Below are 13701 nucleotides of genomic sequence, written 5' to 3' on the forward strand. Positions count from 1 at the left end.
CGCGAAAACAGACCGGAGGGACGGCTCAAGGTCTACGAAGGCAGTGTACCGCAGTGGAATTGCGCGGAGCGTTCTTCGTTGCAATGGGCCAGTAATGGACAGTGGCTAATGTCGGGGATTAGTGCCCTCCACCGCCGCGGCCGCCTTTGACTTTGGTCATAAAGAAGACAATTGGAACCATCAGCCCCATCGCGGTTGCGAAGCATTTGATCACGTCCAGATACGCGAGCATGGTCGAGTGAAGGATGAGCTGGCGCATCAGCGTGCCCTGGGCCATGCCGCGGCCAAGGGCCATGGAGTAGACCATTCCGCCCTTGTCATGCAGGTAGCGCGACATCAGCGCCATCTGGTCCTGCATTGAAAGCGTGGACGCGGTGAGGTGGTCGCCGAGGCGGTGCTGGTGATACTGAGCGCGGCGGGCAAGCACCGTGACTAAAAACGCCGTGCCGACGCTTCCGCCGATGTTACGCGCGAGGTTGGTGAGACCGCTGACATCGTTGTTCTTGCCGGGCGGCATTCCGGCAAAGGAGATTGTGCTGATCGGCACGAACAGAAAGGCAAGCCCGGAGGCCTGGAAGACGCGCAGCCACGCGACATAGCCATAGCTCACGTCCAGGTCGAGGGTAAGCATGACGAAAAGCGCGACCGAACAGGAGAAGAATCCGTAAGCGACAAGAAAACGCGCGTCCACCTTTGCCACGAGAAACCCGACCAGCGGCATAAGCAGGATGATGCCGAAGCCGCCCGGGCTGATGACCAGTCCGGCCCGTTCGGCGGTATAGCCGAGCATTGATTGCACAAACTGCGGAATCAGCACCGTCGAACCGAAGAGGCAGAAGCCCAGCACAAACATCAGCAGGAATGCGATGGCGAAGTTTCGACGCTTGAAGAGCGTGAGATCGAGGATCGGTTTATGGCCGATGCGAATCTGGCGCATCTCCCACAAAACGAGCAGAATGAGCGAGCTGATACAAAGAACCGAAAAGGTAGTGATGATCTGTGAGCCGAACCAGTCGTCTTCCTGGCCTTTGTCGAGAACGAATTCGAGCGATCCGAAGCCGATCGCAAGGAGAAAAAAACCAGTGAAGTCGAGATTCAGCCCTTTTTTCTGCATCTCCTTAACTTCGTTGACGATATGCGGCGGATCTTCGACGATGCGGTTGGTCAGAAAGAGGCTGATGATGGCCACTGGGATGTTGATGAAGAAGATCCAGCGCCAGTCGAAGTTATCGGTGATGTAGCCGCCGAGCGTCGGCCCGATGGCCGGCGCGCAAACCACGGCGATGCCGTAGATGGCGAATGCCTTGCCGCGGTCTTTGGGCTCGAAAGTATCGGCCAGAATGGCCTGCTCGCTTGGCGCCAGTCCGCCGCCGCCCGCGCCCTGCAGGACGCGAAAGAAGATCAGCAGCGGCAACGAAGGCGCCAGTCCGCACATGGCCGAACTGATGCCGAAGAGCAGCACGCAGATCATGTAAAAGCGCTTGCGGCCCATGAACGTCGTCAGGTACGCCGACATAGGCAGAATGACGGCATTGGCGACGAGGTAGCTGGTGAGCACCCAGGTGGCTTCGTCGGCCGAGGCTCCGAGTCCGCCGGCGATATGCGGAAGCGCGACGTTGGCAATGGAGGTGTCGAGAACCTCCATGAAGGTGGCAAGTGTGACGGTGAGAGCAACCGCCCAGCGATTTGCGCGCGGCTTCCAGACCGTGGTGGGAGCCTTGGCGGGGGCCTGCATCGAAATCGGTGAGGTCTGAGTCGCGGCACTCATGGGAATTCACAGTATAGAGACTGAAGCACGCACCAACGATTCAGAATGTGACAGGTGCAATATGTGCCTGGTGCGATCGCGTTAATTCACGAATTCAAGGGCGTGATTCATCCCAATGCTATATTTGCTGCACTGAATTCGAAGTGGTTGGCAATGGGAATATCCGATGGCGCGTCTCAAAGGCCCAATTTCGCCACTATCCAGCTTTCGGCTCGTGATCGCGATCCTTGGCATGATCGCGTTGCCTGCTGCGCTGACGCTGCACACAGTGCGCGTTTCGGCGGTCGTAGATGCTTCCGTCGCCGACCCTTCGCCTTACGGATACACCGTCAGCCTCCTGTTGTTCATTGTGCCAATTCTTGTGATTGGCCTTTGGCTCGTACCACGCGAGGGAGTCGCTATCTCGAAAAAGTCCTTTCTGTGGACGGTAGGGATTCTTTTTCCGCTTGGGGCGCTGCTCGATTTCTTTTTCGCGCACTCGTTTTTCACTTTTCCCAATCGCGCCGCAACGCTGGGCGTGATTTTTCCCGCGCTTGGCGGAGGCGTGCCGGTCGAGGAGTATGTCTTCTACTTCACCGGATTTGTAGCGATACTCCTCATCTACATCTGGCTGGATGAGTACTGGCTCGCCGCCTACAGCGTCCCGATTGACGCAGCGGAGCGGACGGATTTTGCGCGGCTGCTTCGATTTCATCCGCAATCCCTGTTTTGGGCGCTAGTGCTGATTGGCGCAGCAATCCTGTATCGCTCGATGGTTGTGAGGACGCCCGGATTTCCAGGCTATTTCATCTTCCTCGTTCTTGGGGCGATGCTGCCGTCGGCGGCTCTGTTGCCGTCCGCGCTGCCGGTGATCAACTGGCGCGCGTTCAGCCTGACGGTCCTGGTCGTTCTGCTGATCAGCCTGCTCTGGGAGGCTACCCTTGGCGTGCCTTATGGATGGTGGGGTTTTCAGGACGCGCAGATGATCGGCCTTCGCATCACGGCCTGGAGCGATTTGCCGATTGAAGAAGTCTTCATCTGGATCGCGGTTTCCTACGCGACGGCGATCGTCTATGAAATCGTGCGGCGGTGGAAGTCCTCGGGCAAGCGGGCCAGACACGCGTTTCTTGGCTGAATCACGAGAACAGAGCTTACGGACCGTACACTGATGAGGCAAAGGACGCCAGAGGCATGAGCGCAGCCATCGAATTTGCCATCGAATTTCGGGGAGTTTCGTACGCGACGGCACAGGGCAGGCTACTGCTCGACCGGATTTCTCTGACGCTCGAAGAAGGAACGATCACGGCCATCCTGGGACGCAGCGGCTCCGGAAAGACAACTTTGCTCCGCACGGTCAATCGCATGGTCGAGGCTACGGCAGGCGATGTGCTGGCGCATGGCGCAAGCGTCCGCGATGCCGAAGTGATTGGCTTGCGGCGGGGCATGGGCTACGTGATCCAGGAGACTGGGCTGTTTCCGCACTTTACCGTCGAGCGCAACGTCGGACTGGTGCTGGAAGCACAGGGCCAGCCGCGCGAAGAGCGAAACCGCCGCAGCCGGGAGCTGCTTTCCGTTGTGGGTCTCGATCCCGGCAGCTTTGCGCATCGCTTTCCGCACCAGCTTTCCGGCGGGCAGCGGCAGCGGGTTGGCCTGGCGCGTGCGTTGGCCGCCGAACCCGGCATCCTACTCATGGATGAGCCGTTCGGCGCGCTCGATCCGCTCACCCGGGCAGAGATGCAGGATATGCTGCGCGATCTGCTGCGCCAGCTTACGGGCGCGGCAAAAAAGACAGTGCTCTTGGTCACGCATGACCTCGACGAGGCGCTGTATCTTGCGGATCGAATCGTGCTGCTGGAGTCGGGAAGGCTGGTTGCGAACCTTGAGCCTGCTGCCTTTCTGCGTTCCGATCAGCCGGAGATTGTCTCCTATATTCGCGCCTTCCATCGCGGAGAGAAAGTTAACCCGGTGCGGCAATGAGCGGAGATTTCCTCTCTCAATATGGCGGTGAAATCACCACGCTCACGGTGGAGCACCTGTGGCTGACCGGTGCGGCGATGCTCTTTGCCACGGCAATCGCCGTGCCAGCGGGCATCTGGCTTACGCGAACGCCGCGATGGGCTAAGCCGGTGATCGCCGTGGCGAACATCCTTCAAACCATCCCTTCCCTCGCGATGTTCGGCTTTCTGTTGCCGCTGCCCTGGCTGGGAGACCGTGCGGCGCGCATCGCCATTCTGGCACTGACGGCCTACGCACTGCTGCCGATTCTGCGCAACACTTACGCGGGAATCCGCGGCATCGAGCCTTCAATCATCGAAGTCGCGCGAGCGCTGGGGCTCACGGATTGGCAGCTTCTCGTCAAGGTGCAGTTGCCGCTCGCTGCATCCTTCATCCTAGCCGGGCTTCGTACCGCAACCGTCACCTGCGTCGGCATCGCGACCATTGCGGCGGCAGTGGGCGCAGGCGGCCTGGGTGAGCTGATCTTTCGCGGCGTGGCGTCGGTCGATAATCGTCTCGTGCTTGCCGGAGCGATTCCCGCAGCACTTCTGGCGCTGGCAGCGGACGCGGCACTAGGCCTGCTCGAACGACGAACGCGGATGCCGGCGCGATGAAGCGCTGGTTTTGCATTACCGTTGCCGGAGTATTGAGCCTGCTCGCAAGTTCCTGTGCTCCGCCTCGTCCTGACCATCCTGTGATCGGAGCCAAGAATTTTACCGAGCAAGTGGTGCTGGGCGAGCTGCTGGCGCAGGAGATTGAGGCTAAATCCAGTCTCAAGGTCGAACGCCGGTTTTATCTCGCCGGTAGTTATATCTGTCAGCAGGCGCTTATCTCAGGGCGCATCGACGCATATGTGGAATACACAGGTACTGCATTGACGGCGGTGTTGAAGCAGCCGGTTGACCGTAATCCCGATTCCGTACTCAATACGGTCCGTCGTCTCTACGCGTCGCGCTACAACGTCCGTGTCGCCGATCCGCTGGGCTTTGAGAACACCTTCGCCATGGTCATCCGCGGCGACGATGCGCGAGAGCTGCATCTGAAAACATTGAGCGAGGCCGCGAAGTACACGTCGCAGTGGCGTCTCGGGGTCGGCTACGAATTTGAGCAGAGGCCTGACGGACTGACTGGTCTGAGCGCGGCGTATGGACTGAACTTCGCGACTGCTCCGCGGACGATGGATCTGGGGCTGCTCTATCGCGCGCTGGAGGCGCACCAGGTGGACATGATTGCGGCCAACTCAACCGACGGACCGATTGATGCTTTGGGGCTAGTCGCGCTACAGGATGACAGGCATTACTTTCCGCCGTACCAGGCTGTTCCGCTGGTGCGCGAAGAAGCGTTACGGCGCTGGCCGCAGATACAGGTCGCCCTTGACGCTCTGGCGGGAAAGATTACGGCGGAAGATATGCGCGGGATGAACGAAGCCATTGACGGCGAACATCGTGATCCGGCTGAGGTGGTACGGGAGTTTCGCAAGAGGCATGGATTATAGATTGGAGACTTTATCAGCTCAGGCCCAGTTCGTGCGGAGTCACCCCGTAGGCGTCGAGAACGTCGCGCAGCGTTACGATGCCTTCGAGTTTGCGGGCGTCGGCGCGGCCTACGACCGGCAGGATTTCGATCTGGTTAGCGCCCATGCGTTCGAGGGCAAGATCTAGGCCCTGGTCGGCGTGTACGTGCGGGAAGGCGACCGCGTTCAAGATGTCGCTCAACTTCTTATCCGCATCGCGCGTGTGCTCCTCCTCAAGGCGGGTGCGATTGATGACTCCGATAACGCCGAGTTGATCGGAGACGATCCAGCTTTGAAATGGGGTCTGTGCTCTGCTATCGCCGATCTTTTCAAGCGCCTCGCGGAGTGTGATTTCGGCGGGCAGCGGGTCGGGAGCGGCGCGCAGGACCTGAATAATGTGCCGCTGATCGCGTTCGCGGCGCGAGGCGGCCGATGGCAGGTGGATGCCATCCTGTACTGCGAGAGCCTCGTAGATCGGTTGTTTCTGAAATTGCGAGGCAATGAACAGGCTAACCAGGTTGGCGATCATTAGCGGCACGATGATGGCGTAATCCTGGGTCATCTCGAAGATCATTAGCACGGATGTCATGGGCGTGCGTACGATACCGGCAAAAACGGCGCCCATGCCCACCAGCGCATACGCGCCCGCAGTCGCGGTATACGCTGGCAGCCACCAGTGCGCGACGGTACCCACCGCGCCGCCGAGCATTGCACCGATAAACAGGGATGGCGCAAAGATGCCACCGGCGTTGCCGGACGCGTAACTTACGGTGACAGCGAGCAGCTTGAGTACGACAAGCATCACCATCATGCTGAGAACCATGCGCCCGTTGAGCACGTCCCCGACAAAGCCGTAACCAACGCCCATCACCTGGGGCACAAACCAGCCCATGACGCCGACCAACAAACCACCGGCCACGGGTTGAAACCAGACCGTACTTCGAGGGAATTGCAGAAATCGCTGACGGATGCCGAGCAGAAGACGAGCAAAGGTGGCGGAAACCAGGCCGCCGAGCACTCCCAGCACAGCGTAGATGACCAGTTCGACCGGGTGCAAAAGTTGATATTGCGGCACCTTGAAGAGAGGATTGTTGCCAAGCAGGACGCGCAGCACCATCCAGGAGGTGGCCGAAGCGATTACGACCGCGCCGAGAACGGGAGCATTCATGTCACCGACGATCTCTTCGAGAGCGAAGACGACGGCAGCCATTGGAGTGTTGAATGCGGCAGCGATGGCCGCCGCTGCGCCGACCGGCAGGAGCGCTTTCACCTTTTCGGGCCGCAGCCCAAGGCTGCGACCTAACACCGACGCGATGCCCGCCGCAACCTGAACCGACGGTCCTTCCCGTCCGAGCGGTATGCCGCTAGCAAGCGTCGCGGAGGTGCAAAAGAACTTGCCGAAAACGGTGCGCAGGCTGATGAAACCATCCCTGGCGTAGAGCGCGGCTTTGGTCTGAGGCACTCCACTGCCTCGGGCGTAAGGGAAATAGCGGAAGAGCAGATAGCCGATGCCAAGCGAACCGGCGATGGGAAAGAGCAGACGCCGCCATGGAGATCCGCCGACCGGATAGAGGCGCAGACCGGCTCGTTCGGTGAGCAAAATGAAGGCAACCACGGCGAGGCCGGTCAGCGCGCCGATCACCAGGGCGAGGATGAGAAATATCTGGTCTTCGCGGAGAAAACCCTGATTTTCGGGGTGGTGCATTCGGGCGAGCAGATAGGCCAAGGGGTTCTTCCACCGATCGCCGCTCTTCGCCGGAACGCTGGTGCTCATCGCCTGGATGACCTGACCCGAGGATAACTCACGGAAGTCCACTTTGATGTTGCAAATGAAACCAGAACAGCGGGCGCTCTGCTCGGGCGGTCGAATCTTGGTTGAATTTCGAGTGTTATGCGCCGGGGTGCGGGGTTTGTTACACTTTGTGGCACTCATGAATGAATTGGCGAAAGAGACAAAACAGCTGGTGCGGTTACAGGCGGTGGAGCTGGAACGAACGCGGCTCACAACAGCCCTGAAGGCTCTTCCAGGCGAAATAGCGCAGGCGGACAATCTGCTGAAGGCGGCCCACAAGCGCGTCGCCGACGCCGACGCCGGACTGAAACGCGAGGAACTTCTGCGGGCGAGCCTTGAACTGGAGGTTGCGACTCACCAGAGCAAGGCGAAGCGGTTTCGCGGCCAGATGGATACGGCGAAGAATGCTGCGCAGGCCGCCGCACTCGAACACGAAATCAAGTTTGCCGAAGCCGAGATTGCTCGGCTCGAAGACAACGAGCTGGCGAGCATGGAGAAGAGCGAAGCGCTGGACGAAGAGCGTGCCAAGGCGTTCCAACTGGCGGGCAAGCTTACGGAGACGCTAGGACTGATCCGGGCGCGGGTTGGCGAACAGGATGTGGAGTTTCGCGAGCAGCTGGATGCGCTCAAGGTAGAGCGCGAGGCTCTGAGGAGCGAGATCGCTGCGGTGGACGAGGGGGTACGGCTGGCCCACTTCGACCGCATTGCGGGTATGCGCGGAACCGGCCTGGCGCGGGCTGAAGGACAGCAGTGCTCAGGATGCCGGATGGGAATTCGGCCGCAGGTCTGGAACCAGTTGCGGGATGGAGCGGTGCTCAATTGCGAGTCGTGCAGCCGCATCTTATACTTTGATCCAGCGCTCGAACCGGCAATTCCGGCGAAGACAGCGCAGAGCGTAAAGCCAGATTTAGGCGGAAGCAGCATCAAGCGCAAACAAGCAGGAGTCTAGATTTGCTGAGAATCTGCGTGGACATGGATGAGGTGATGGCAGACACCCTCAGCGAACATTTGCGGCGCTACAACGAAGCATTTGACGAAAACCTCGTAACAGATGACCTCTGGGGCAAGGGACTTTGGGATGTGGTCGCGAATGACCGGCAGGGGCAGTTGCGAGCCTTTCTGGATGCGGACGATTTCTTCGCCGACTTGACGGTCATGCCAGATGCTCCCGAGGTAATGCGCGAGCTGGCGGGGCGATTTGAGGTGTTTGTGGCAACCCAGGCAATGACGGTCCCGAATTCCTTTGGCCCGAAGTATCGCTGGCTGTTGCGTCACTTCCCTTTTCTGCCGCCGACGCATTTTGTCTTCTGCGGAGATAAAAGCATCCTGCACGCCGACTACCTGATCGACGACTTGCCGCGCAACCTGCTGCGCTTCCATGGAACAGGAATTCTCTATTCGGCCCCGCACAACATGGCGGCTGAGGGATTCCAAAGAGTCGCAAACTGGCGCGAAGTGGCAGAATACTTCGCGAACAAATAGGCCTGAGTTCGATTTGGACTTACCTGCTGGCGCCGGAAACCGTAGGAGGTATCGAATTTGCTGGTCGCATCTGCGCGCCTGGTACCGGGCGGCCAGGCAGAGCCGTGCCCAGCGGGCGCAACTGCATAGTCGGTTGCGGAACTTGGGCCTGATGCATGGTCACAATAAGCGCGAGAGCAGGGGACTTGCCGGAGCAGAGATAGGCATGCGGCGTACTGGCGTCGAAATAGACCGCGTCACCAGCTTCCATCAGCGAGGCCTGATCCCCATGCCGAATCTCGAGTTCTCCCTGCAGAACATAAAGAAATTCATAGCCCGGATGCACGTGGGGACGCAGATCCTGAGGCTTTTTGACTGGCATGAACTCGGCGCAGTAAGGGTCCATGAGGCGGTCAGGAACCATATAGCCGAGACTTTCAAAGAAGTATGTGGGATCGTCGACACCGGTCTGGGGCAGCCGGACGCGCTCCTTGCGACGGTGCACACGGAAGAGCGCCTGCGGCTCGGGCTCAAAGAAGTAGGACAGATCCTTGGAGAACACCATCGCTACTCGGGCCAGGTTGCGCAACGTAGGAACTACGCGGCCCGTTTCAAGCTGAGAAAGAAAGCTGGCAGAGAGGCCGGTGTGACGGCCCAACTCGACGAGACCCATCGACTTCTTGAGGCGTAGACGCTTGATGCGTTCTCCGATGTGTTTTTCGGCAATGAATTGCTCGGCAGTCTCGGAATCGACCTGTGCCGCCATTCCAGTTCCCATGTGGACTGCTGCGGAATCACTCATGGCGTTTCACTTCGCCTCCAATTGATAGATGCAGCTACACCGCATTTTGTTACCAGAATCAAAACTTTTTCTCATGACACGCAATCCGCCTAGTCGCCAAACTGCATCTACCATCCAGAGCTGGAGGCGTATCCCCTTGATTTGTGATGCAGCAAACAAAAGAAAAGTCTCGTTGAGCGGCGCTTCCGGCATGTTGGGGTCGGCGGTGGGGGCAGCGGTCCGGCGACGAGGGATGCGGGTGCTGCGGCTCGTCCGGCGACAGGCGCAGGGCCCTGATGAGCTGCAGTGGAATCCGGCTGCGGGCCAAATTGGAGACGCTGGCCAACTCGAAGGGATCAGCGCCGCAGTGCATCTTTCCGGAGCAAATGTCGCGTCGAGGCGTTGGACGGCGGCTTACAAGAGGGAGATGGTCGAGAGCCGGGTCGGAACGACTCGCGTTTTGTCCGAGGCGCTGGCGCGGTTGAAGACGCCGCCTCAGACACTTGTTACCGCATCCGCCGTGGGGTTTTACGGCGATAGGGGAGACGAGATCCTTGACGAAGACTCGCAAGCTGGACACGGCTTCTTTCCCGAACTCTGTTCGGCGTGGGAGGCCGCGACTCGTCCTGCGGAAGACGCCGGGATTCGCGTGGTGCACCTACGCTTCGGCATGGTGATCGGGCCAGATAGCGGAGCCATGGCGCGATTGGCGCCGCTCTTCCGGCTGGGACTTGGCGGCCAGTTGGGAGACGGCCGCCAGTGGATGAGTTGGGTGAGCGAAACGGACGCCGTCTCAGCGGTGCTATTTGCCCTTGAAATCTCTGGAATCTCTGATGCAGGAGAACGCCAACTCTCCGGCCCGGTCAATGTTGTCGCTCCGGAACCTATCACTAACTCCCTGTTTACACAGGACTTTGCGCACGCAGTGCACCGGCCCGCGGTGCTGCCCGCGCCAGCTTTTGCACTGCGTCTGGCCTTCGGAGAGATGGCGGATGCAGCGCTGCTTGCAAGCACGCGTGCCGTGCCGAAGCGGCTGCTTGACGCCGGATTTGTATTCGCACACCCAACCCTGTCGGAAGCTCTGGCTGCGGCGCTTGCGTCCTAATCTGCGTCTTAGTCTACGAGCCTCACGCCGAACCGGCAGGTGAGTACAGATAAACTGAGACGGATGAGATTTGTGCCCAACGCAGGCGCGCCTTTGAACCGCTCGCTGAAGAACCGGAAACCGCTGATCGCAATCGCCTTCGCCGGACTAGCCGAGGCCATTCTGCTGAGCGGCTGCGGGACACCCGGGGCTCCGCAGCCGCCCTCTCTGAAACTGCCGGAGCGCGTCACGGACCTGACCGCAGTGCGCGCCGGAAACAATGTAGTGCTGCATTGGACTAACCCCAAGAAGACCACCGATCACCTCCTGATGCAGGGATCCATCAAGGCTGCAGTCTGCCGTCGCGAGGGGTCTGGAAATTGTCTGCCTGCGGGCGAGATTTCCGTGGCTCCGAGCAAGGATGGAGAGTTTCGCGAAACCCTGCCGGCACCGCTCGCCGGCGGTGCGCCGCGTGAGCTCGATTACTTTATCGAATTGAAGAGCCCGAAGGGCCGGTCGGCTGGACTATCAAATTCCGCTCCGGTGCTCGCCGGTCAAGCTCCTGGGGCGATTGGAGGGCTTTCGGCTGAGGTTCGCGCAGATGGGGTTGCGTTGGGCTGGAGCCCCGATCAGTCAGACAGCCAAATCGGCGAGCAAACCAGCCCGAGAACCGGAGGAGTACGGCTGCACCGCAAGCTCCTGAATCCCCCCGCCGCGACGGAGAAAAAGCAGCAGAGCGGTCCGATGGCGCCAGCAACAGAGCCAGTGCTGCGCGATCTCTTCGTGGACGCACCGAAGGACGGTCAGCCAACCGGCGCGCTGGATAAGACGGCGCACTTCGGCGAAATCTACGAATACACTGCGCAGCGGGTGGTCGAGGTTTCGACCAATGGAGTAGATGGAAAGAAATCGCTCGAGCTGGCAGGGGAAATCTCCGCGCCCATTCGCGTGGATGTTGTGGATACCTTTCCACCATCCGTACCGCGAGGTCTGGTCGCGGTGCCCGTGCCGGATGAAAAGACCATTGACCTGTCCTGGCAACCGGATACAGAAGAAGATCTTGCAGGTTACATCGTGTATCGAGCCGAGTCCGATGGCGAATGGAAGCGAATATCAGGGCCGCAGCCGCTCGAAGGACCCGCTTTTCGCGACCAGACAGTCGCAGCCGGACACAGCTACCGATACGCCGTAAGTGCGATTGACCTGACCGGACACGAGAGCAAACGCTCGGTCGAAGCGCAGGAAGCGATGCCAGAATCCGAACCAAACCCTAATGAATAAAGATCAGGAGAATGAATGAAGTATTGCCGCTTCAAGTCGGAGAACGGCCCAGAGAACGAACCAGTTTTCGGGCAAATTGAGGAGCGCGATGGAGATCTCTGGGTCACCAGGTCGATCCCCTCACCGTGGCTGCCAGATAGTCGAGCAGTGTGCGAAATCAGTCCTCGCAGGCTTAGCGAACTCCAACTGCTCGCGCCCGTTGCGCCCTCCAAAATCATCTGCGTTGGCCGCAACTACCGCGACCACGCGAAGGAGTTAGGCAACGAGGTTCCTGCCGAACCGCTCCTGTTCTTCAAGCCGCCTTCGTCATTGCTGGCGTCAGGCGGCATCATCCGGAAACCAAAGGCCTCGGCTCGTGTTGATTTTGAGGGCGAGCTGGCGGTCGTCATCGGCAAGAAGGCGCGAAAGCTGCGCCGCGACGAGGATCTTCGGCCATATATCCACGGTTATACGCTGGCCAACGACGTGACCGCGCGCGATCTCCAGAAGAAAGACGGGCAGTGGACGCGGGCGAAGGGCTTCGACACATTTTGCCCGGTTGGCCCTTTCGTCGAGACTGAGCTGGATTTGGCCGCTGGCCTCACCATTGAAACCCGCGTGAATGGCGACGTGCGTCAGCATGGCTCGACGCTGGATTTCATCTTCCCACTGCCAGAATTGCTCGAATACATCACTGCGGCGATTACGCTCGAACCCGGGGATTTGCTTCTGACCGGTACTCCAGCAGGAGTCGGCCCATTGGCGGACGGCGATGTAGTCGAAGTGAGCATTCCGGGTCTGGGCAAGCTCTCGAACCCTGTGCAACCGGACGAGGATTGAAACAGACACCCGGTAACAGCCGGAAGATTGAATGAAAATTGAAGAGCAGCTCAAAGAAGTGCCCCCTAGACACAAGCTGGCGCATCCAAACGGCGGTACACTTTGAGGCGTAGACTGGAAGTTCGAGGTGTTTTCGCCTCGTTCAAGTTGCTGGCTGAGAAAATTCCATCCCCTGGAGGATCTTGTGTCGAATTTATTGGAACAACTGCGTAAAATGACCGTCGTCGTGGCCGACACGGGCGATATGGAGGCGATGGAGCAGTTTCGCCCTCAGGATGCAACCACTAACCCCTCGCTGATCACCGCCGCGGCTCAGATGCCGCAATATCAGCCCATCGTCGACGGCGTTCTGCTGGATGCGCTCAAGGAACTGGGCGATAAAGCAGACGAAAAAGCCGTTGCCAACCTGGCTTTCAAACGGCTCGCGATCGCATTCGGCAAGAAGATTCTCGACATCGTGCCCGGTCGCGTCTCGACTGAAGTCGATGCGCGCCTCTCGTACAACACGGAAGCCACCATCGCCCAGGCGCGCGAGATCATCGCGGAATACGACGCGGCAGGTATTGGCCGCAATCGCATCCTGGTGAAGATCGCTTCCACCTGGGAGGGCATCCGTGCCGCCGAGGTACTGGAGAAGGAAGGCATTCACTGCAACCTGACGCTGCTCTTCGGACTGCACCAGGCCATCGCCTGCGCCGAAGCAGGCGTAACGCTGATCTCGCCCTTTGTCGGGCGCATTCTGGACTGGTACAAGAAGGACACAGGCAAAGACTTCCACGGCGCGGACGATCCGGGCGTGCAGTCCGTGACGACGATCTTCAACTACTTCAAGAAGTTCGGCTACAAGACAGTGGTCATGGGCGCAAGCTTCCGTAATATCGGCGAGATCACAGAGTTGGCCGGTTCGGATCTGCTCACCATCTCTCCACATCTGCTGGGCGAACTGGCCGCGACCGAAGGCGATCTGCCGCGTAAGCTTGACCCGGAAGCCGCGAAGAAGCTGGACATCGAGAAGATCACCATCGATCACGCAACCTTCGTAAAGATGCATGCAGCCGACCGCATGGCCACCGACAAGCTCAAGGAAGGCATCGAAGGCTTCTCAGCCGCCCTCGAAAAGCTGGAGGCGCTGCTCGCTAAGCGGATCACTGAGCTGGAGCCGGTATCGGCACAGTAAGTTCGCGAACAGGCATACCAACACTGTTTCTCCGCACCATGTCGCAACGGG

General features: G+C 59.6%; 13 protein-coding genes. 10 read left to right on the top strand and 3 right to left on the bottom strand.

The genetic code is table 11. The features are described 5' to 3' along the window. Window positions 1–118: 118 nt before the first annotated feature. Window positions 119–1768, bottom strand: coding sequence for a DHA2 family efflux MFS transporter permease subunit (locus OHL23_RS01810; protein WP_263350062.1), 1650 nt, complete (start codon window positions 1766–1768; stop codon window positions 119–121). Window positions 1769–1934: 166 nt separating this feature from the next. Here OHL23_RS01810 and OHL23_RS01815 point away from each other — a divergent pair, with 166 nt between their 5' ends. The 4 genes from OHL23_RS01815 to OHL23_RS01830 are packed head-to-tail and all read left to right on the top strand — an operon-like array spanning window position 1935 to window position 5237. After that, entirely contained in the window at window positions 1935–2882 is a 948-nt protein-coding gene (locus OHL23_RS01815) for a hypothetical protein (RefSeq protein ID WP_263350063.1), read from the top strand. 56 nt (window positions 2883–2938) lie between these two features. Continuing rightward, window positions 2939–3724: an ATP-binding cassette domain-containing protein gene (locus OHL23_RS01820; protein WP_263350064.1), complete on the top strand. Its 786-nt coding sequence runs from the start codon at window positions 2939–2941 to the stop codon at window positions 3722–3724. Then, window positions 3721–4356 carry an ABC transporter permease gene (locus tag OHL23_RS01825; protein WP_263350065.1) on the top strand — a complete coding sequence of 212 codons (636 nt, stop codon included), beginning with the start codon at window positions 3721–3723 and terminating at the stop codon, window positions 4354–4356. The genes OHL23_RS01820 and OHL23_RS01825 overlap by 4 nt, the downstream gene beginning before the upstream one ends. After that, on the top strand, window positions 4353–5237 hold the full coding sequence (locus OHL23_RS01830) for a glycine betaine ABC transporter substrate-binding protein (RefSeq protein ID WP_263350066.1): 885 nt from the start codon (window positions 4353–4355) through the stop codon (window positions 5235–5237). Before OHL23_RS01825 ends, OHL23_RS01830 begins: the two co-directional genes overlap by 4 nt. 13 nt (window positions 5238–5250) lie before the next feature. Here OHL23_RS01830 and OHL23_RS01835 read toward each other — a convergent pair whose 3' ends face one another. Further along, the gene (locus OHL23_RS01835; RefSeq protein WP_263350067.1) at window positions 5251–7029 is read right to left on the bottom strand and encodes a chloride channel protein; all 1779 of its coding nucleotides are present in this window, start codon (window positions 7027–7029) and stop codon (window positions 5251–5253) included. Window positions 7030–7186: 157 nt separating this feature from the next. Here OHL23_RS01835 and OHL23_RS01840 point away from each other — a divergent pair, with 157 nt between their 5' ends. Both OHL23_RS01840 and OHL23_RS01845 read left to right on the top strand, forming a co-directional pair. Then, window positions 7187–7996, top strand: a complete 810-nt coding sequence (locus OHL23_RS01840; RefSeq protein WP_263350068.1) for a zinc ribbon domain-containing protein — start codon at window positions 7187–7189, stop codon at window positions 7994–7996. Window positions 7997–7998: 2 nt separating this feature from the next. Further along, window positions 7999–8529 carry a 5' nucleotidase, NT5C type gene (locus OHL23_RS01845; RefSeq protein ID WP_263350069.1) on the top strand — a complete coding sequence of 177 codons (531 nt, stop codon included), beginning with the start codon at window positions 7999–8001 and terminating at the stop codon, window positions 8527–8529. 19 nt (window positions 8530–8548) lie between these two features. On the opposite strand, the gene OHL23_RS01850 is transcribed toward OHL23_RS01845, so the two are convergent. After that, window positions 8549–9310, bottom strand: coding sequence for a helix-turn-helix domain-containing protein (locus OHL23_RS01850; protein ID WP_263350070.1), 762 nt, complete (start codon window positions 9308–9310; stop codon window positions 8549–8551). Window positions 9311–9482: 172 nt separating this feature from the next. On the opposite strand from OHL23_RS01850, the gene OHL23_RS01855 reads away from it, so the two are divergent. The 4 genes from OHL23_RS01855 (at window position 9483) to OHL23_RS01870 (ending at window position 13650) form a co-directional block, all read left to right on the top strand. Beyond that, window positions 9483–10394 carry a TIGR01777 family oxidoreductase gene (locus OHL23_RS01855; RefSeq protein WP_263350071.1) on the top strand — a complete coding sequence of 304 codons (912 nt, stop codon included), beginning with the start codon at window positions 9483–9485 and terminating at the stop codon, window positions 10392–10394. A gap of 63 nt (window positions 10395–10457) precedes the next feature. Then, a complete protein-coding gene (locus tag OHL23_RS01860) occupies window positions 10458–11654 on the top strand; it encodes a fibronectin type III domain-containing protein (RefSeq protein WP_263350072.1) in 1197 nt (398 codons plus the stop codon). 15 nt (window positions 11655–11669) lie between these two features. After that, complete coding sequence (locus OHL23_RS01865) at window positions 11670–12473, top strand: fumarylacetoacetate hydrolase family protein (protein ID WP_263350073.1); 804 nt, start codon at window positions 11670–11672, stop codon at window positions 12471–12473. Between the two features lie 184 nt (window positions 12474–12657). Continuing rightward, window positions 12658–13650 (top strand): transaldolase, encoded by a 993-nt coding sequence (locus tag OHL23_RS01870; protein ID WP_263350074.1) that lies wholly within the window; start codon window positions 12658–12660, stop codon window positions 13648–13650. Window positions 13651–13701: the final 51 nt, after the last annotated feature.

Source organism: Acidicapsa acidisoli (assembly GCF_025685625.1).
Taxonomy (GTDB): domain Bacteria; phylum Acidobacteriota; class Terriglobia; order Terriglobales; family Acidobacteriaceae; genus Acidicapsa; species Acidicapsa acidisoli.

Bases quoted from the DNA above. Each gene is read 5' to 3' on its own strand.
- OHL23_RS01850 (WP_263350070.1), bottom strand. From the start codon at position 9,310: ATGAGTGATTCCGCAGCAGTCCACATGGGAACTGGAATGGCGGCACAG.
- OHL23_RS01830 (WP_263350066.1), top strand. From the start codon at position 4,353: ATGAAGCGCTGGTTTTGCATTACCGTTGCCGGAGTATTGAGCCTGCTC.
- OHL23_RS01820 (WP_263350064.1), top strand. From the start codon at position 2,939: ATGAGCGCAGCCATCGAATTTGCCATCGAATTTCGGGGAGTTTCGTAC.
- OHL23_RS01865 (WP_263350073.1), top strand. From the start codon at position 11,670: ATGAAGTATTGCCGCTTCAAGTCGGAGAACGGCCCAGAGAACGAACCA.
- OHL23_RS01860 (WP_263350072.1), top strand. From the start codon at position 10,458: ATGAGATTTGTGCCCAACGCAGGCGCGCCTTTGAACCGCTCGCTGAAG.
- OHL23_RS01810 (WP_263350062.1), bottom strand. From the start codon at position 1,768: ATGAGTGCCGCGACTCAGACCTCACCGATTTCGATGCAGGCCCCCGCC.
- OHL23_RS01815 (WP_263350063.1), top strand. From the start codon at position 1,935: ATGGCGCGTCTCAAAGGCCCAATTTCGCCACTATCCAGCTTTCGGCTC.
- OHL23_RS01825 (WP_263350065.1), top strand. From the start codon at position 3,721: ATGAGCGGAGATTTCCTCTCTCAATATGGCGGTGAAATCACCACGCTC.
- OHL23_RS01840 (WP_263350068.1), top strand. From the start codon at position 7,187: ATGAATGAATTGGCGAAAGAGACAAAACAGCTGGTGCGGTTACAGGCG.
- OHL23_RS01835 (WP_263350067.1), bottom strand. From the start codon at position 7,029: ATGAGCACCAGCGTTCCGGCGAAGAGCGGCGATCGGTGGAAGAACCCC.